The organism is Streptomyces sp. NPDC102441 (genome assembly GCF_044765585.1).
GTDB lineage: Bacteria > Actinomycetota > Actinomycetes > Streptomycetales > Streptomycetaceae > Streptomyces.
Genome location: NZ_JBIWKH010000020.1, coordinates 16394 through 34316, shown reverse-complemented (window position 1 = coordinate 34316; position 17923 = coordinate 16394). Strand labels below are relative to the sequence as shown.

Annotated in this window: 15 protein-coding genes, 1 tRNA gene, 1 pseudogene and 1 riboswitch; of the genes and pseudogenes, 9 read left to right on the top strand and 8 right to left on the bottom strand. The window is 71.2% G+C overall.

The genetic code is table 11. The features are described 5' to 3' along the window. Nucleotides 1-69: 69 nt before the first annotated feature. Nucleotides 70-1068 carry a LacI family DNA-binding transcriptional regulator gene (locus tag ACIREO_RS34465; protein WP_404117579.1) on the top strand — a complete coding sequence of 333 codons (999 nt, stop codon included), beginning with the start codon at nucleotides 70-72 and terminating at the stop codon, nucleotides 1066-1068. A gap of 4 nt (nucleotides 1069-1072) precedes the next feature. Here the strand turns inward: ACIREO_RS34465 and ACIREO_RS34460 are convergent, their stop codons facing one another. The 3 genes from ACIREO_RS34460 to ACIREO_RS34450 all read right to left on the bottom strand — a co-directional run bounded on the left by ACIREO_RS34460 (nucleotide 1073) and on the right by ACIREO_RS34450 (nucleotide 5143). Next, nucleotides 1073-2533, bottom strand: a complete 1461-nt coding sequence (locus ACIREO_RS34460; RefSeq protein ID WP_404117576.1) for an amino acid permease — start codon at nucleotides 2531-2533, stop codon at nucleotides 1073-1075. Nucleotides 2534-2736: 203 nt separating this feature from the next. After that, entirely contained in the window at nucleotides 2737-4098 is a 1362-nt protein-coding gene (gene hisD / locus ACIREO_RS34455; protein ID WP_404117574.1) for a histidinol dehydrogenase, read from the bottom strand. Between the two features lie 106 nt (nucleotides 4099-4204). Next, nucleotides 4205-5143 carry a LysR family transcriptional regulator gene (locus ACIREO_RS34450; protein ID WP_404117571.1) on the bottom strand — a complete coding sequence of 313 codons (939 nt, stop codon included), beginning with the start codon at nucleotides 5141-5143 and terminating at the stop codon, nucleotides 4205-4207. Between the two features lie 266 nt (nucleotides 5144-5409). Between ACIREO_RS34450 and ACIREO_RS34445 the strand changes: the two genes are divergently transcribed. Both ACIREO_RS34445 and ACIREO_RS34440 read left to right on the top strand, forming a co-directional pair. After that, complete coding sequence (locus ACIREO_RS34445) at nucleotides 5410-6237, top strand: ABC transporter ATP-binding protein (RefSeq protein ID WP_404117569.1); 828 nt, start codon at nucleotides 5410-5412, stop codon at nucleotides 6235-6237. Then, entirely contained in the window at nucleotides 6234-8726 is a 2493-nt protein-coding gene (locus ACIREO_RS34440; protein WP_404117567.1) for an ABC transporter permease, read from the top strand. The genes ACIREO_RS34445 and ACIREO_RS34440 overlap by 4 nt, the downstream gene beginning before the upstream one ends. A gap of 77 nt (nucleotides 8727-8803) precedes the next feature. Here ACIREO_RS34440 and ACIREO_RS34435 read toward each other — a convergent pair whose 3' ends face one another. Further along, entirely contained in the window at nucleotides 8804-9259 is a 456-nt protein-coding gene (locus tag ACIREO_RS34435; RefSeq protein WP_404117564.1) for a MarR family winged helix-turn-helix transcriptional regulator, read from the bottom strand. A gap of 457 nt (nucleotides 9260-9716) precedes the next feature. Between ACIREO_RS34435 and ACIREO_RS34430 the strand changes: the two genes are divergently transcribed. Continuing rightward, nucleotides 9717-11057: an ABC transporter substrate-binding protein gene (locus tag ACIREO_RS34430; protein ID WP_404117561.1), complete on the top strand. Its 1341-nt coding sequence runs from the start codon at nucleotides 9717-9719 to the stop codon at nucleotides 11055-11057. A gap of 28 nt (nucleotides 11058-11085) precedes the next feature. Here ACIREO_RS34430 and ACIREO_RS34425 read toward each other — a convergent pair whose 3' ends face one another. The 3 genes from ACIREO_RS34425 to ACIREO_RS34415 form a co-directional block, all read right to left on the bottom strand. Beyond that, nucleotides 11086-11307 (bottom strand): hypothetical protein, encoded by a 222-nt coding sequence (locus ACIREO_RS34425; RefSeq protein WP_404117558.1) that lies wholly within the window; start codon nucleotides 11305-11307, stop codon nucleotides 11086-11088. Nucleotides 11308-11375: 68 nt separating this feature from the next. Beyond that, on the bottom strand, nucleotides 11376-11531 hold the full coding sequence (locus ACIREO_RS34420) for a hypothetical protein (RefSeq protein WP_404117556.1): 156 nt from the start codon (nucleotides 11529-11531) through the stop codon (nucleotides 11376-11378). A 194-nt stretch (nucleotides 11532-11725) separates the two neighbouring features. Then, nucleotides 11726-12091 (bottom strand): BBE domain-containing protein, encoded by a 366-nt coding sequence (locus tag ACIREO_RS34415; protein ID WP_404117553.1) that lies wholly within the window; start codon nucleotides 12089-12091, stop codon nucleotides 11726-11728. 88 nt (nucleotides 12092-12179) lie between these two features. Between ACIREO_RS34415 and ACIREO_RS34410 the strand changes: the two genes are divergently transcribed. The 5 genes and pseudogenes from ACIREO_RS34410 to ACIREO_RS34390 all read left to right on the top strand — a co-directional run bounded on the left by ACIREO_RS34410 (nucleotide 12180) and on the right by ACIREO_RS34390 (nucleotide 16440). Further along, a tRNA-Met gene (locus tag ACIREO_RS34410) sits at nucleotides 12180-12253 on the top strand. A gap of 52 nt (nucleotides 12254-12305) precedes the next feature. After that, a pseudogene (locus tag ACIREO_RS34405) lies at nucleotides 12306-12542 on the top strand (TipAS antibiotic-recognition domain-containing protein); the annotation flags it as partial. A 135-nt stretch (nucleotides 12543-12677) separates the two neighbouring features. Continuing rightward, nucleotides 12678-13835 carry a PP2C family protein-serine/threonine phosphatase gene (locus tag ACIREO_RS34400; protein WP_404117551.1) on the top strand — a complete coding sequence of 386 codons (1158 nt, stop codon included), beginning with the start codon at nucleotides 12678-12680 and terminating at the stop codon, nucleotides 13833-13835. A gap of 233 nt (nucleotides 13836-14068) precedes the next feature. Beyond that, a riboswitch (cyclic di-AMP (ydaO/yuaA leader) is annotated at nucleotides 14069-14221 on the top strand. Nucleotides 14222-14232: 11 nt separating this feature from the next. Continuing rightward, nucleotides 14233-15273 carry a M23 family metallopeptidase gene (locus tag ACIREO_RS34395; protein WP_404117548.1) on the top strand — a complete coding sequence of 347 codons (1041 nt, stop codon included), beginning with the start codon at nucleotides 14233-14235 and terminating at the stop codon, nucleotides 15271-15273. Between the two features lie 222 nt (nucleotides 15274-15495). Continuing rightward, entirely contained in the window at nucleotides 15496-16440 is a 945-nt protein-coding gene (locus tag ACIREO_RS34390; protein WP_404117546.1) for an aldo/keto reductase, read from the top strand. 13 nt (nucleotides 16441-16453) lie between these two features. On the opposite strand, the gene ACIREO_RS34385 is transcribed toward ACIREO_RS34390, so the two are convergent. Further along, nucleotides 16454-17908, bottom strand: a complete 1455-nt coding sequence (locus ACIREO_RS34385; RefSeq protein WP_404117544.1) for a PrsW family intramembrane metalloprotease — start codon at nucleotides 17906-17908, stop codon at nucleotides 16454-16456. Nucleotides 17909-17923 lie beyond the last annotated feature (15 nt).

Sequence of the window (17923 nt, the reverse complement as noted above, 5' to 3'; positions counted from 1 at the left end):
CGCCACACGGGTTATAGCTACATACGTATACTGATCGGGACGACGCGCCGGTTGACGGGAAGAGGGCTGATGGCGATCACGAGTCACGACGTGGCGAGGCTGGCAGGCGTCTCGCAGCCCACGGTCTCCCGCGCGCTGCGCGACGATCCGCGGGTCTCCGTGGCCACCCGTGAAAAGGTCAGGCGGGCGGCGGAGGCGCTGGCCTACGTGCCCAGCGAGGCGGGACGCACCCTGTCGACCCGGTCCACCCGGCGTGTCGGGGTCATCGTGACCGACCTGACGAACCCCTTCTATCCCCACGTCATCGCGCCCCTGCACGACGAGCTCCAACGTCTCGGCTACCGCATGATGCTGCTCACCGAACGCTCCGAGGAGGCGGTGGCCGAGGAGAAGCTCCTGGACCAGTCGCTGGACGGCGTGGTGCTGGCGACCGCCACCACGGACTCCCGGCTGCCGGCTCAGCTCGACCGACGTGGCATGCCGTACGTCTTCCTCAACCGCGACAGCGGCGGCAGCGGGGACTACGCCTCCGTCGTCGACAACGAGGGTGGTGGACGCCTGGTCGCCGACGTACTCGTCGAGCTCGGGCACCGGCGGATCGCGGGCATCTTCGGTGCGGCCAACACGACGACCGGCCGTGAACGTGAGATGGGGTTCCGGCTGGCCCTGGCCGACGCGGGTGTGGGGCTCCCGGCGGACCGTGTGGTGCGCGGCGCCTTCGAGTACGACACGGGATACCGGGCGCTGCCCGCCCTGCTCGAAGCGGCCGAGACGCCCACGGCGGTCTTCTGCGGCAACGACGTGGTCGCCATCGGCGTCCTGAACGCGGCTCTCGCCGCCGGGCTCCGGGTCCCCGAGGACCTGACGGTGATCGGCTTCGACGACCTTCCCATGGCCGCGTGGGAGGTGTTCCGGCTGTCCACGGTCCGCCACGACCTGCGGGAACTGTCGCGGCAGGCCGCACGCCTGCTGGTGCGGCGTATCGACGGCGACGCGGACCCCGCGGGCGAACGCCTCGTCCAGCCGACCGAATTCGTACCCCGCGCCACCCACGCCCGCCTCCCCTGACCGGTCACCGCGGGGACGAGTCCGCGCGAGGGGACTGCCCGGCGGCGGACGTGGTCCGGCCGGTTCCGGGCCGGTCGCCGTGCCGCCTCTGCCGGAGGGCGCCGACACCGACGAGGACCGCGGCCAGGGCGAGGGACAGCCACAGTTCGAGGCGGTGTCCTGGCAGCACCGCCATGAGTACAAGCACGCCGGCGATGAAGGCGATCGTGGCGAGCGTGAGGTAGGGGAACGCCCACATGCGCACCTCGCCCGGCTCCGTCTCCTTGCGCCGGGTGGCGTACTGCGTGATGGCGATGACCATGTACATCATCAGGGCGATCGCGCCGCTGGAGGCGATGAGGTACGTGAACACGCTCGGCAGCAGGTAGTTGGCGATCACCGCGGCGACTCCGATGACCGTCGAGGCGACCACCGCGTTGCGGGGCACCCCGGAAGCGGAGGTCACGGCGAGAGCGGCCGGTGCGTCCTTGCGTCGGGCGAGCGAGAACGCCATGCGGGAGGCGGTGTAGATGGCCGAGTTGAGGCAGCTGCTCACGGCGACGACGAGGACCACGTCCATGATGAGTCCGGCACCCGGGATGTTCATACGGTCGAGGACCGCCTGGTAGGAGCCGGCTGCCAGTCCTTGGGAGTTCCAGGGCACGAGGCTGACCACGACGAAGATCGAGCCGACGTAGAACAGCCCGAGGCGCCATACGACGGCACGGACGGCCTTCTTGATGTTCTTCTTCGGCTCCTCCGACTCGGCGGCGGCGATCGTGACGATCTCGCTGCCCTGGAAACTGAACATCGCCGTGAGCAGGCCGGCGAGCACGGCGACCCCGCCCTTGGGCGCGAACCCGCCGTTGCTCCACAGGTTCGACACCCCATGGGCGTCCGAACCAGGCAGCAGGCCGAAGACGGCGAGCCCGCCGAGAACGAGGAAGGCCACGATCGCGATGACCTTCAGAAGCGCGAACCAGTACTCGAACTCCCCGTAGTTGCGTACGGCGAGGAGGTTGCTGCCCGCCAGCAGGGCGATCATGGCGAGGGCCGGGATCCAGCTGGGAACCGAGGTCAGCCCCGCGATGACCTCGCCCGCGGCGATCGCCTCGATGGGAATGACGAGGATGTAGAACCACCAGTACAGCCACCCGATGGAGAAGCCGGCCCAGCGGCCCAGGGCGCGGTCCGCGTAGGTCGAGAAGGAGCCCGTGTCGGGATGGGCGACGGCCATTTCCCCGAGCATCTGCATGACGAGCACCACCAGGGTGGCGGCCAGCAGGAAGGAGATCAGAACAGCCGGTCCGGCGGCCGCCACGGCGGTGGAGGAGCCGACGAAGAGGCCTGCCCCGATCACACCTCCGATGGAGATCATCGTGATCTGGCGTCCCTTGAGCCCTTGGGTGAGCGCGGGGCCTGTCCCGTCCGACGGGGCGGGGGCGGGCGCGTCCGACGGGGCGGGGGCGGGCGGGGAACGGTGCATGGGGAGAATCCTCGCGGGAGTGGGAGCACGGGTGCTCCTGCTGCAGGACGGCACTCACCCGTCTCTGGCGGGCGACGCTACCGGCGGCCCGGGACGCGGGCGCAGTCGTTCGGTGTCCCGGGCCGCCTCGCCCCCTGCCTCGGGACAGAGGCCGAGGGCCGAGGCCGAGGCAGGCGCGGAGCCGGAGGCAGGAGAGGGCGGGGTCAGAGCTGTTCGCGGAGCGCCTCGGGGACGGCGTCGAAGGCACCGGACGTACGGCCGATCCGGTCGATGCGGAGCGTGGCGGTCGCACCATGGGCTGCCAGTCCCTCGAAGGCGGAGATGCGCTCGACAGCGGGCGCCAGCGAAGCCGTGCCCTCCTTGACCGTCCTCTGGTACGTCAGGGGCTTGAGGAAGCGGGAGACCGACAGCCCCGCGTTGTAGCGGGCGGTCTTGCCGGTCGGCAGTACGTGGTTCGTGCCGGCGATGCCCTTGTCGGAGTAGGCGACGGTGGACCACGGGCCGATGAAGAGCGAACCGTAGTTGGTGAGGTTCCGCAGGTAGAAGTCGTCGTCCTCGGTCTGGATCTCCAGGTGCTCGGGGCCGAGGATGTCGGACACGGCGACGGCCTCGTCCCGGTCGCGTACGACGATCACGGAGCCGAAGTCCCGCCAGGCGGGCCCGGCGATGTCACGGGTGGCGAGCGTCTCGAGCTGCCGGTCGATCTCGGCGGCGACGGCGCGCCCCGTCTTCTCGGAGGTGGTGATGAGAGCGGCAGGAGAGTTGGGGCCGTGCTCGGCCTGGCCCAGGAGATCCGCGGCGACCCAGACCGGGTCGGCGGAGTCGTCGGCGATGACGGCCACCTCGGACGGGCCGGCCAGCAGGTCGATGCCCACCTGGCCGAAGAGCTGGCGCTTCGCCTCGGTGACGAAGGCGTTGCCGGCGCCGACCAGCATGTCGACCGGGGCCTCGCCCAGCAGACCGAAGGCCATCGCGCCGAGTGCCTGTACGCCGCCGACGGCGAAGACCCGGTCGGCCCGCGACAGGTAGGCGCCGTAGAGCACGGCCGGGTGGGCGCCGTGCTCGCCGGACGGGGGAGTGCACGCCACCACGGTGGGGACACCGGCCGTCTTGGCCACGCCTACGGTCATGAAGGCACTGGCCAGCAGCGGGAACCGGCCCGCCGGGAGATAGGCGCCGACCCGGGACACCGGCACGTAGCGCTGGCCGCCCGCCACTCCGGGGGCGATCTCGATCTCGAAGTCGGTCAGGTGGTCGCGCTGGGCGGAGGCGAAGCGGTACGTGCGTTCGTAACCCATTTCCAGGGCGGTGCGGACGTCGGCGGGCAGGGCGTCCCCCGACTTCTTCAGCTCGGCTGCCCCGATCTCCAGGTCGCCGGACCAGCCGTCGAGCTCCTGACCGTAGGCGCGGACAGCGTCCAGGCCCTTCGTCTCGATCTCCTTGAGCATCTGGGAGACACGCTCGACCACCTTGGGGTCGCGCTGGGCGGGAGGGCCGTCGACCGCGGGCTTCTTCAGCCACGTGAAGGGGGCAAGGGTCTTCTGTTCGTCGTGCGTGATCTGCATACCCCGGACGGTAGACGCGGCGCTGCCACAGGGCTAGAGGGGTAGTTCCTGCATACCTCACAGGGTTTCCCTGTGGCGTGGGCACAGTTTCCGTCCGCTCAGCGCCTCAGGTCATCAAGCCGTGTCCCAGCTCGCGGATGGTGTCCTCGGCGAGGCGGGCGAGTTCCCGGGTGGCGCGGGAGAGCGGATGGCCATGACGCCTGACGAGCGCGATGGTGTCGTACAGGGGCTCGGCGAACGGGGCGGTGTGCAGTCCTGCGGGAAAGGTGGGGCTGGTGATCACGGCCCGGCTGGCGATCGTGTCGCCGACTCCGGCCGCCGTCAGATTCAATGCGGCCTCGACGCGTTCGAGCTCGATCATGGCGTCGACGCGGACCCCGGCGAGCTGGGCGCGCTCGGCGATCTGGCGGCGCGTCGGGTCCTTCCACCCGTAATGGGCGTCGTACAGCACAAGAGGAGCCCGGGAGAACGCCTCGATCGTGACCGGGGTGCGGGTGCGCTCGGCGCTCGCGCTGACGTAGTGCACCTCGTCGCGCATCAGCGGAGTCACCGCGAGTCCCTCGTCGTCGATCGGCAGAACGACCAGGCCCGCCTCGATCTGCCCCGCCGCGACGGCGAGCGCGGTCTCGGCGGAGTTCTGTCCCACGAGACGGACGCGGACGGCCGGGTACCGGGCATGGAACATCTGCACGAGGTTGGCGAGAAGGTAGTAGTCGGCGTTGCGCAGCACCCCGAACGTGGCGGTGCCGCCGCCCAGCGAACCCAGCGAGTGCACGGCCCGGGCTCCGCTGTCAGCCGCCTCCACCGCCTCCTGGGCGTAAGGAAGCAACTCCTGCCCGGCAGACGTCAGGGTCAGTGTGCGGCTGCCACGGAGGAACAGTTCCGCGTCGAGTTCCGTCTCCAGGCGCCGGACCAGTTCGGAGGCGGACGCCTGGGCGATGTCCATGGCCTGCGCGGCGGCGGTGAACGACCCGAGCCGCCCGGCCTCCACGAAGGCCCGCAGCTGTACGAGGGTCATGCTGCCCGGTGAAGTGGTTCTGTGCATGGCTGCACCCTAGAGGCCGTTCATCCGGCGGATTCCGGGCCGGCGGTCGATGCGGACGGGGCCGGCCGGCGCACGCACCGGTGGCAGCGGAGAGCCTCGGTCCCGTGAAGCACAGCGGCAGGATCCGGTCCGGCTCCGCGACGCCGTCGCGCGTCACCCCCTACCGCGGTAGCACCTCCACATCGGGCCCCCGGTATGACGCCCGGCGCGCAACCGTCCCCGCACACTCCACGCATCAGGACGAGCAGATCGCGAAAGGGCGGAACATGAGGCTACGCAGCCGCGAACGACAGAGGACGGACGACCGGACGGAGGCCCCGGCCGCCACACCAGGTCTTGCCGTCGAACTGCGCGGTGTCCGGCGGCAGTACGGCCGTGGCGCGGGGTCGGTGCACGCGCTCGCGGGCATCGATCTCGCTCTTCCGCGCGGCACGTTCACCGCGGTCATGGGCCCGTCCGGTTCCGGGAAGTCCACCTTCCTGCAGTGCGCCGCCGGGCTCGACCGGCCGTCGGCGGGGTCGGTGTGCCTCGGCGGTACGGAGATCACCGGTATGAGCGAGAACGAGCTCACCGAGCTGCGCCGCAGCCGCCTCGGCTTCGTCTTCCAGGCCTTCAACCTGCTGCCGTCGCTGACCGTGGAGCAGAACGTATCGCTGCCCGTGCGCCTCGCCGGTCTGCGTCAGGACCGCCGCCGGGCCGCCGAGGTGCTCGCACAGGTCGGTCTCGCCGACAAGGCGCGCCGCCGTCCCGGCGAGCTGTCCGGTGGCCAGCAGCAGCGGGTGGCCGTCGCCAGGGCGCTGGTCACCAGCCCCGATGTGGTGTTCGCCGACGAGCCCACCGGTGCCCTCGACACCGGCACCGCCGCCGAGGTCCTCGGCCTGCTCCGGCAGGCCGTCGACCAGCTCGGCGCCACCGTCGTCATGGTCACCCACGACCCGTCCGCCGCCGCGTGGGCTGACCGCGTGCTGTTCCTCGCCGACGGCACCTTCGTCGGCAGCCTGGAGCGCGGTTCGGCGGAGCAGATCGCGGCACGGATGACGGCGCTCACCGCCCGTACCGCCCACGCGGGCGCGACGGCAGGTGCGGCGGCATGATGCGCCCCAACGGGCTCGCCCGCGCGGCCGTCCGCTTCAAGCCCGCGTCCTTCGCGGGGACGTTCGTCGCGCTGATGATGTCCGCGCTGATCGTCACGGCCTGCGGCATCCTGCTGGAGACCAGCCTGCGCGCGTCGGTGCCGGCGGAGCGCTACGCGAACGCGCCGGTCGTCGCGGCGGCGGACCAGTACGAGTACATCGTCACGGGCAGCGGTGAGGACCGTGAGGAGGAAGCGGTCCCGCTGCCGGACACGGCGCGGGTGGACGCCGGTCTGGCGGCGAAGGCCGCCCGGGCGCCGGGCGCGGCCACCGCCGTCCCGGACCTCGCTTTCCCGGTACGGGCCGGGGACAGCCCGCTCACCGCGCACGGCTGGGGCTCGCACGTCTTCACCGATGCCCAGCTCACCTCCGGGGGCGCGCCCGGTACCGGCGAGGTCGTACTCGACGACGACGCCGCCCGGGCCGCCAAGGTCACCGTCGGCGACACCGTCGCGCTGGGGACCGCTGCCGGGCAGCAGGACTTCCGCGTCGCGGGCATCGCCGAGGCAGGACCCGCGGACACCGCCCGGAACGCCGGCCCCCTTGCCTGGTTCGCCGACGCCCAGGCCCCCACGCTCGCCGGTCACCCCGGCAAGGTGGACGCCATCGCGGTGCTGGCGAAGCCCGGCACCGATGCCGGCACCCTCGCGGGGTCCGTGGAGAAGGCCCTGGCCGGCTCCGGCGCCCAGGTGAACGTCGGCGACGACCGTGGTGCCGTCGAGGACCCGGGCCTCGGTTACGCCAAGGACATGCTCTTCGGGATCGGCGGCTCCTTCGGAGGCATCGCCGCGATCGTCGCGGTCTTCACCGCGGCCGGGACCGTCGCCCTGTCCGTCTCCCAGCGGACCCGCGAGTTCGCGCTGCTGCGCGCGGTCGGCGCCACCCCGCGGCAGATCCGCCGCGCGGTCGCCTCCGAAGCACTGCTCGTCGCGCCGCTCGCCGGGATCCTCGGCTGCCTGCCCGGCATCGGGCTCGCGCACTGGTGGTTCGGGCAGATGCGGGACCGCGGCGCGATCCCCGAGGCGGTGCAGGTGCACGTCTCCGGATTCCCCCTCCTCGCCGCCGTCGGAACCGGGCTGCTCACCGCGCTCGCCTCCGGCTGGGCGGCCGGACGCCGGCCCGCGAGGATCAAGCCCGGACAGGCGCTCGCGGAGGCGTCGGTGGAGCGGCTGCGGCCAGGCGTCATCCGTACCGTGCTGGGCATCGGTGCCCTCATCGGCGGCGCGGTCCTCACCGGGGTCTCCGCCAGTTCCGCGGGGGACGACGCGGCCGGCGCCGCCCTCGGCGTCGTCATGCTCTTCATGCTCGCCGTCGGGCTGCTCGGCCCGCTGCTGGCGCGACTGTGCGCGGGCCTCTTCGGCCTGCCGCTGCGCGGCGCGGGCCCCGCCGCCGGGCTCGCGGCCGCCAACTCCCGTACCAACGCCCGCCGTCTGGCCTCCGCGATCACCCCGATCGTGCTCGCCATGGCCTTCGCCTCGACGCTCGTCTTCATGCACACCAGCGAGAACCACGCCGCGGACAAGCAGCTGCGCGCCGGCATCACCGCGGACCATGTGGTCACCGACCCGGCCGGGCTCCCGGTGGGCACGGCGGAGCGTGCGGCCCGCGCGCCTGGCGTGGACACCGCCGTCGGCCTGCTGAACACACAGGTGCTGATACCGGTCGGATCCGGCGAGTTCAAGGCGCTGCAGGGCGCGGCGGCCCAGGGTGTCACCGGTTCCGGCGCCGACCTCGCGAAGGTCCAGGACCTGGACGTACGCGAGGGAAGCCTCGACCGGATCGGCCAGGGCCGTGTCGCGATCGACAAGACCCTGGCGACCTCGGCGGACGTCGGCGTCGGCGACCGGCTCCCGCTTTACCTGCCGGACGGCACCGAGGCCCGCCCCGAGGTCGTCGCGGTCTACGGCCGCGGTCTCGGCCTGGCCACGGTGACCATGGACCGGGCGTCCCTGACCGGGCACGTCACCTCGGGCTTCGACAGCACGCTGCTGGTCCACGGCGGCACAGAGAAGTCGCTCGCGGCCCTGGGGCGGGTCACCGACGCCTCCGGTTACGCCACCGAGCAGAACCTCGACGCGAAACTGGGCGCCTGGTCCAACAACATGATGGCCGCGGTCCTCGGTGGCTTCGCCGCCGTCGCCGCCATCAACACCCTGGTCATGACGGTCCTCGACCGCCGCCGCGAGCTCGGCACACTGCGACTCGTCGGCGCCACCCGGAGCCAGGTGCTGCAGATGCTCCGCTGGGAGGGCCTGCTGGTCTCCGGGGTGGGTGTGGTCCTGGGATCCGGGATCGCCGCGGCCACACTGATCCCGATGATGAACGGCGTGACCGGCGACGCGCCGTACGTGCCCCCGCTGGTGTACATCTCCTTCGCGGCAGCCGCCGGCGGCCTGGCGCTGCTCGCGGTGACGCTGCCGGCCCGGGCGGCGCTGCGCCGCTGGGCGTAGCGCGTGCGGCTCGTGGGGCGGGAGCCGGTGTCACGCCGGCTCCCGCCCCAGGGGCGGTTCCTGCTGCGCGGCGTGGCTCAGGGGCGCGGCCAGGGGCGGCCGCCGAGGCGTTCGATGTCGGAGTTGAAGCGCCGCAGGTAGCCGGCGAAGGCGGAGATGTCCTCGTCGGGCCAGTCGGCCATGACGCGCTCCAGGGAACTGACCATGCCCTCGCGTTCCGAGTCGAGGGTTCTCGTGCCCTCCTCGGTGATACGGAACTTGCGGGCCATGCCCCCGTCGGGATCGGGGATGCGCTCCACGAAGCCGGCGCGCATGACCGCGGCGGTCTGCCGGTTGAGGGTGGAGACGTCGAGGTCGAAGGCTTCGCTGAGCTCGCCGACGGACATCGGGCCCTGGACGCGGATGCGGCTGAGCAGGACGTACGCGCTCCGCTCCAGGAGGCCGTCCTTGCGGCGTCCCTTTCTCTGGGTCAGCAGGCCGTGGCGGCTGAGCAGCATCTGCTCGTACTCGACCTCTTGCGTTGCCCTGTTCATGCGCGGGCACCTCCTGCTTCCTGCCGGGCGATGCCGGTGTGTCGTCGTGCCGCTGTGCGTCCTGGCTTCATCGTAAGTTTACGAGTGAGTGCATGGGACACATCATGTGCATGCTGCAACTGAAGTGCATGACGCAAGTCTCCCTGACGGGCGGGTGAGGCCCTGAGACGCGGAAGTTTCTGCTGCACGGGCATTGACCGTGGGTGTGGGCCGACTTACGTTCTTCGCGTCCTTCGTATGTCATATATGAGACGCGATATGAGAGCCGAGCGCCGTATGCAGCCAGTCCCGAGCCCTCTCCCCTGCCGTCCTCGGCACCGAGGGAGACGCTGAAGGCCTCCGGTTCCCTGGACCGCCGCCTGCGCTCCCCCGAGTCCCCCCACCCCGCACGGCTTCAGGCTGCGGCCCCCCGCTGCCCATTTCGCTGCCGGTGCGCACCCAGAGAAGAGAGCCGATCATGACCAAACGCCGTAACAGCCGTCTCGCCGCCGCGATATCCCTGGTCTCCGCCCTTGCCCTCACCGCCACCGCGTGCGGTGACGACGGCAGCGGCATCACCGGTGCGAAGGGGGCCGAGGGCTCGGGCAAGGGGAAGATCGTGTTCTGGGACGAGAACGGCGGTGTCCGTACGGCGGTCTGGAAGGAGATCATCGCCGACTTCGAGAAGGCGAACCCGGACGTCGACGTGCAGTACGTGGGCATCGCCTCCACCGAGGCCCAGTCCAAGTACGACACCGCGATCCAGGGCGGCGGCCTGCCGGACGTCGGCGGCGTCGGTGCCGCGATGGTCGCCGGGATCACCGCGCAGGACGCGCTGGAGCCGCTGGACGACCGGATCGAGGCGAGCTCCCTCAAGGGCAAGCTCAACGAGGCGATGACCGAGAACGTACGGAGCGCCGCCGGCCGGGACGAGCTGTACACGGTGCCCATCTCCGCGACCAACGGCGTCCTGTACTACCGCACCGACCTGTTCAAGAAGGCCGGACTGGGTGAGCCGGACACCTGGGACGACTTCTACAAGGCCGCCTCGGAGCTGACGGACCGGCAGAAGAACCGGTTCGGCTACACCATCCGCGGCGGCCCGGGTTCGATCGCCCAGGCGCTGGACGCGATGTACGGGCAGTCCGGCATCGACTCCTTCTGGGACAAGTCCGGGAAGAGGACGACGGTCAACGACCCGAAGAACGTCGCTGCGCTGGAGAAGTACGCCGGCATGTACAAGAAGGTCACCCCGGAGGCCGACCTCAACAACGACTTCACCAAGATGGTCGCCCAGTTCGACTCCGGCAGCATCGCCATGCTCAACCACAACCTGGGGTCCTACCAGGACCATGTGAGCTCGATCGGCGCCGACAAGTTCCGCGGCATTCCGCAGCCCGAACTGGCCGACGGAACCCGGGTGATGGTCTCCAACCCGGTCTCGGGCCTCGGCCTGCTGAAGTCGTCCGAGAACAAGGCGGCGGCCTGGAAGTTCATCGAGTTCGCCGCGTCGCACGCCTCGAACTCCAAGTTCAGCGAGTCCGCCGGCCTGATCCCGGCCAACAAGGAGGCCGCCGAGGACCCCTGGCTCGACAAGTCCGAGACCACCCAGCTCGGCGCCGAGGCGCTGTTCTCGGGCAGGACCAGGATCGTCCAGCTGCCGTACTACCTGCCGGACTGGAACACCCTCTCCAAGGCCGACAGCGAATCGGGCTTCCAGAAGGTGCTGCTCGGCAAGATGAGCGCCAAGGACTTCCTGGACACGTTCGCCGAGGACCTCGACGCCGCCCAGGCGGAGTGGAAGGAACAGCTGGGCTGACGGACGGACCCCGGGCCCGCCCCTCCCCTCAGTCCAGGCCCTCCTCCCGCAGCTCGTACATCAGGAGGAACGTCCGGTAGGTCTCCGTGGGCACGTCCAGACAGACGTCCGGCCGTTCGGCCCACGTCGACGTGTTGTCGAGGGCCCGCCGGCAGGCCGCCTCGGTCTCGGCCTCGGACGGGATGTTCGAGATGTACGCGGCGATCAGCAGGACCACTGCGAGGACGACCACGCCGATACGGATGCGCATGGTCTCCCAACGACCGCGCGGCCGGACCGGTCACTCGGTGCCGGTCACCCGGGCCGGTGGCCGCCCGGTCATTCGGGTTCGTCGGCGACCGGCGGCAGGTCGGGCTCGATGAACAGGCCCGCGTACTGCGGTGTGGGCCGCGGAGCCGCGGTGCCCGTGTCGGCGGTCGCCGTGGACGCGCCGTCGGAGTGCCGCTGGGTCGTGCGGGCAGGGGTGTCGGTCATCTCAGGTGTCCTGTACGTAGGTGTGCGGTGAGAGCCCCGTGACCGAATCACTGCGGTACATGCCGGACCGGTCCCGACCGGTACGGCGATGCCGCTACCGGTGCCGCGCCGCTCCGGGGGCTTCCGGACATCTGCGGTGCATGCAGACTGTAACCCTCCCAGCACGGCTTTCCCTCGGTATTGCGACCCCGGCGTCACGGTCGGTGTGCCGGTGCGGGCTCGATGTTCTGGTTTGCGTGGAAGAGGTTGTGCGGGTCGTAGGACCGCTTGATCTCCGCGAGGCGGTCGTGGTGGCCGCGGTAGGTGGCCCGGACCCGGCCCTCGGACTCGCCGGTGCCCAGGAAGTTCACGTAGCCGCCGCCCGTGGAGTGCGGGTGCAGGGCCTCCCAGTAGCGTACGGCCCATTCCCGCAGAGCCGCGGCCCTGGCCGGGGCGGGGTCGATGCCGGCGATGACGCCCGACCGGAGCGCCTCAAGGGCGTGGGTTCGGCCCAGCTGAGGTGTTCCCCTGCGTGGGTGCGGTGCCAACTCCGGGATGAGCGCCCTGTGTTGAGGCGTCATGTCGGGGGTTCGGGGCCCCCTGTCACGGGGGGCGGCCATAAGTGGTCGGAGCACCGTCCCGGATGCCGTAGAGTTGCAATCACAACGGCGCGGGGTGGAGCAGCTCGGTAGCTCGCTGGGCTCATAACCCAGAGGTCGCAGGTTCAAATCCTGTCCCCGCTACTGAAAGACTGAGGCCCGGATCCTTCCAAGGATCCGGGCCTCAGTCGTATGCCGTCATCGGTCCGCCGGCCTGGAGGCGGGCGGCGAGGAGGTGCAGGACATCGCGCGACGGCACTGCGAGTGGCTTTCGGTGACCATGAAGCCCACGCGCGCGTATGTGACCGGCATCGGGGAGATGTATGTCGCCGATCTTCGCTTCGGGAGGAACTACGATCGCCACGGGGACGGAACTGCCGTCTTCGTACGGGACGCACTGACGATCTACGCGCAGCACCGGCTCTCCGACTGACCGACGGAGGGCAGGGGGCTCCGGCGCGCTCCTCCCTTTGGCCGATGACGAGTCGCCGTTCGGCGCGGCTCCGGCCAGCCTGGGTGGGGCGCGGTACCGTCCGCACCCGTGGGTGGACCGGGCAGGAGCGCACAGGTGGGGAAGCGGGACGGACGGCGGGGAAGCGTTGTGGGGAACGCCCGTTCCCGGCGGTTCGTGCGAGTGCTGCCCGCTCTGATGATCTGTGCCGGCCTGGTCCTCGACCTCGTGACGCCTGCCGAGGTCACCGCTGTGCCGCTCTTCGCCGCCGCCTCGCTGATCGCGGCCCCGTTCTTCTCGATGGCCGGCACCATCCGTGTCGGGGGGGCCGCGATCCTCGTGGCCCTCGCCATCCGGATCTCGGACGGCGCGCTCGGTGACGTCGTTCCGCTCACCGACCTGCTCACCCTGTGCACCGTCACCGCGTTCTCCCTCGTCATCAACCGCGTCGTGAGCCGCAGGACCGAGCAGCTGGCCTCGGCCAGGGTCATCGCGGAGACCGCGATGCGTGCGGTGCTCCCGACGCCCGAGGACCGGATCGGCGGGCTGCTGGTCGCGGCACGGTACGAGGCAGCCCAGGCCGACGAGTTCGTCGGCGGAGACCTGTTCGCCGTCGCGGACACCCCGTACGGGGTGCGCCTGGTCCTCGGGGACGTACGGGGCAAGGGGCTTGACGCGGTGGCGGCGGTTGCCGTCGTGATCGGGGCGTTCCGGGAGGCCGCCGAGCAGGAGCGGTCGCTGGAGGGGGTCGTGCAGCGTCTGGAGCGGGCGCTGGCCCGCGAGAGCTCCAGGCGGGGTGGGCTGGACTCCATGGAGGGGTTCGTCACCGCTGTCCTCGCCGAGATCCCGGCCGGCTCGGACACCCTGAGGATCATCAACCGCGGGCACCCCGAGCCGCTCGTGCTGCACGCGGACGGGGCGCTGGACGTGCTGGCTCCGTCGGTGCCCGCCCTGCCGCTCGGCATGGGGCTGGGGGCCTGGCCCGACCGGTCGGACGAGTGGACGCTGCCGGCCGGGTCGATGTTCCTCGCGTTCACCGACGGGCTCTCCGAGGCGCGGGACGCGAAGGGCGTCTTCTACGATCCGGCGGCCCGGCTGCGCGGGCGACTCTTCCCGGGGCCCGACGAACTGCTGTCCGCGCTCACCGACGACGTACGGCTGCACACCGGGGGCCGGTCGACGGACGACCTGGCGCTCCTCGCGGTCGGCCGACCCGCGCCGGGCCAGCAGGCGCGGCGGACGACGGTGAAGATCGTGGGGCGGGATCGTGGATGACCGGTCGCGACGGTCGGTAGTCGAAGGACCTCGCTCCGCATAACATTTGACGCACCGTCAGAAACTGGCTACCGGGCAAGTGCCGCTCAACTCGCCCGTTTGCGACCGTTCGGTCCCTGAAAGTCCAGGCCAGAGTGGTGACTGATCTGCTGGAACAGCTTGGAATCGGACCCGGGTGTCTATTAACGTTCGATAACGCAGCGCGGTTGTACCTGTCGTCGCCAGAGACGACGCCGCGCGCAGCGCCGAATTCCGCAAGGGAACCGGGGAACCACCTACATGGGGTGAATCGGACACCTGTGTCTCGCGAGAGGCGAAGGGGCCCGTAGGAGACCTTCCTGCTCCGAACCCGTCAGCTAACCCGGTAGGCGAGAAGGAAGGAAAGGAGTGCGCCCACGTGGCGTCCAACAAGCCTGCCCCCGAGGCCCCGTCATCCTTCAGGACCGACAGCTTCGGTGATGAGGACAGGACATGGGATGAATGGAACCCCACCGAGGAGTCCGTCCGTCCCGTACGCGGCCGGCACCGCGTAGCCAAGCAGCGCGGTCTCGCCCGTAGCTCCACCGTCCTCGGCGTCGGCGTCATCGCGGCCGTCGGTGCGGGTGGCATGGCCACCGCGCAGAGCAAGCCCCCGGTCTCCATCTCTCTTCCCGATTCCATCGCGGACAATCTTCCCGACGCCAAGTCCCTTCCCGGCGTAGGCGCGTTCATGTCCGACGACGCCGGCTCGGACCACGAGACGGTCGCCGCGTCCGCCCCGCTGACCAGTGCGGGCATCACCGCCGCCGAGGCCGAGAAGGGCACCACCGACGCCGGCGAGGCGCTCCGCGCCCGCATCCTCCAGCAGGCCGAGCAGCAGCAGGCCGGAGCCGACGCCGAGGCCAAGGCCGCGGAGGAGAAGGCGGCGGCCGAGGCCGCCGCTGCCGAGGCGGCGAAGCAGCAGAGCGAGGCCGAGGCGAAGGCCGCCGCGAAGAAGAAGGCGGCCGAAGAGGCGGCGAAGAAGAAGGCCGAGGCCGAGCGCCTCGCCAAGCTCGCCGCCGGCTACGCCATCCCGACCTCCTCGTACACCATCACCTCGACCTTCGGCCAGGCCGGTTCGATGTGGTCGTCCGGCTACCACACCGGGCTGGACTTCGCGGCTCCGACCGGCACGCCGGTCAAGGCCGTGCACGGCGGCACCGTGAAGTCGGCCGGCTGGTCCGGCTCGTACGGCTACCGCACGGTCCTGGAGCTCGACGACGGCACGGAGGTCTGGTACTGCCACCAGTCCTCGATGGACGTCACCGCCGGCCAGAAGGTCACCACCGGCGAGACCATCGGCCGTGTCGGCGCCACCGGCAACGTCACCGGCCCGCACCTCCACCTGGAGATCCACACCGCGGACGGCTCCGGCATCGACCCGATGAGCTGGCTGCGCGGCAAGGGCCTCTCGATCTGATCCCGGCGAGCCCCTGACGCCGGTACGCGCGAGCCCTGACGTCGTGCCCGGCGCACCGGAACCCCGGCGGCCCTGACGCACACCCCCCGACGTCAGGGCCGTCGGTCCCGGCCGTCGGTCCGGGCCCGTCGGGCTGTGCGGCACGCGACGCCGACGGGCGGAGCCCCGCCGGGCCCCAGGCGAACCGGAATAGTCGCTTCAGCCGACTGGTTGTGCCTGGGTATGACATCTCTGCGCTCGCTCGGTTCTTCGAGCCTTCAGGTCTTCCCCCTCTCCCTCGGCGGCAACGTCTTCGGCTGGACGGCCGACGAGGACCGGACCTTCGCCGTCCTCGACGCGTATGTGGCGGCCGGCGGCAACTTCATCGACACCGCCGACTCCTACTCCGCCTGGGTCCCGGGCAACGAGGGCGGTGAGTCGGAGACCCTCATCGGCAAGTGGCTGGCGGCCCGTTCCCGCCGCGACGATGTCGTCATCGCCACCAAGGTCGGCGCCCATCCCTCGTACAAGGGCCTCTCGCCCACCAACGTCAAGGCGGCGGCCGAGGCGTCCCTGCGCCGGCTCGGGGCCGACCACATCGACCTCTACTACACGCACTTCGACGACGAGAGCGTCCCCGTCGAGGAGATCATCACCGCGCTCGACCAGCTGGTGAAGGCCGGCACGGTGCGGGAGATCGCCGCCTCCAACATCAGCCCCGAGCGGCTCCAGGCCTCCCTGGACTTCTCCGAGCGCGAGGGCCTGGCCCGTTACGTCGCGCTGCAGCCCCACTACAACCTCGTATCGCGCGACACCTACGAGGGCGCGCTCCAGGACACGGCGGCCGCTGCCGGACTCGCCGCCGTCCCGTACTTCGCACTCGCCTCGGGCTTCCTCACCGGCAAGTACCGGCCGGGGACGCCGGTCGACAGCGCGCGGGCCGAGGGCGCGGGCAAGCACCTGGAGACCGAGCGCGGACGCAAGGTGCTCACGGCGCTCGACAGGATCGCCCAGGAGCACGACGCCGAGATCGCCACGGTCGCCCTCGCCTGGCTGGCCGCGCAGCCGACCGTGACCGCGCCGATCGCCTCCGCGCGTACGGTCGAGCAGCTGCCCGCGCTGGTGGCGGTCGCCGCTCTCACGCTGACCGGGCCGGAGCTGGCGGAGCTCACCGAGGCATCCGCCTGACGCCCTGGAGGTCTCAGCCGGGCGGGGTGGTGCGGCCGCCGTCCTCCAGATACGGGTTGTGGCCGCCGTAGTGCCGGTGCGGCGCGGGGAGGTGCTGCGCAGGCGGGCCGCCGTGGGCGCCGTACGGGAACTGACGGGGCAACGGGGCCGGTGGCCGCACGGTGCGGAGCCGGCCGGTCGCGTGGGCCGCGTACGTCAGGGCCGGCCCCGCGGTCTCCCGGCGATGCCACAGGTGGTGCAGCAACTCCTGCTCGCGGAGGGCGAAGTCCGGGCCCGCACCTTCGTGGCGTGCCCTACGGCGCAGCATGGCCAGGGACGTCGCGAACGACTCGTACTCCGCGACGGTGTGGGCCGCGGCCCTGCCCCGGGCCCGGTCCGGGTGGCTGTTCCAGTGTCTGGCCATGTCGCGGGCCATGCCCCGGGCCCGCATGGAGGCCAGCGCGAGCGGCTCGGCGGGGGTCAGCCAGCCGGCCGCCGCGTACACCGGCAGCTCGGTGGAGAGCGTGCGCAGCTCCCGCTGGCGCGACCAGACCGCCAGCCAGGTCACCAGCCCGAAGCACGGCACCATGAACGCGCCGTACACCGCGTAGAAGCCGTACGGTCCGAAGGCCGACGAGCCGTTCCACAAGGCGTGCATGCCCATGGCGAGGGTGAGCCCGAGCAGGGGCAGGACGACCCGGCGCACCCGGTGGCGCGAGCCGCCGAGCGCCGCGATGCCGAAGCCGATCCCTGAGAGCACCGTGAACAAGGGGTGCGCGAACGGCGACATGACCACGCGGACGAAGAACGTCCCCGCCGTCACGGAGGCGAAGCCCGTCGTGCCGAGTTGCTGGTCCTCGCCGAAGGCGTTGCCCAGATAGAGGATGTTCTCGGTGAAGGCGAAGCCCGTCGCGGTGAAGCCGGCCACCACGATGCCGTCGACGATTCCGCCGAACTGCCGTCTGCGGAAGAGGAAGATCAGCAGGACCGCGATGGCCTTCGCGCTCTCCTCGACGACGGGGGCGACGACCGTGGCCCCGAGGGTGTCGGCGCTCCCCGGATCCGCGGTGGCCGTCGCTATCCACCGGGTCGCGAAGGAGTTGGCGATGATCGCCACGAGCGCGGCGGCGCACGCACCCCAGGAGAAGGCGAACAGCAGATTGCGCCACGGGCCCGGCTCGACCCGGTCGAGCCAGCGGAACGCCGCCATCAGCATCGGCACGGGCAGCACGGCCAGCCCCAGCCCCACCAGGAAGCCCTCGGTGCCCGTCTGCCGGCGGACCAGGGCCAGGATCACCAGACCGCAGAGCGCGAGCACGGTGATGACGGCGCCGGCGCGGAACGCCTTGCTGCGCCAGACCATGCCGACGCGGCGGGGCCGGTAACGCCACTGGCCTCGCTCCGGGACGGCGCCCAGGAACTCGTCGAGCTGCTGCTCCTCGAGAACCGGGACCGCCGGCTGCTGGTGCTGCACGGACCCCTGGTACACCCGACGACCCTAACG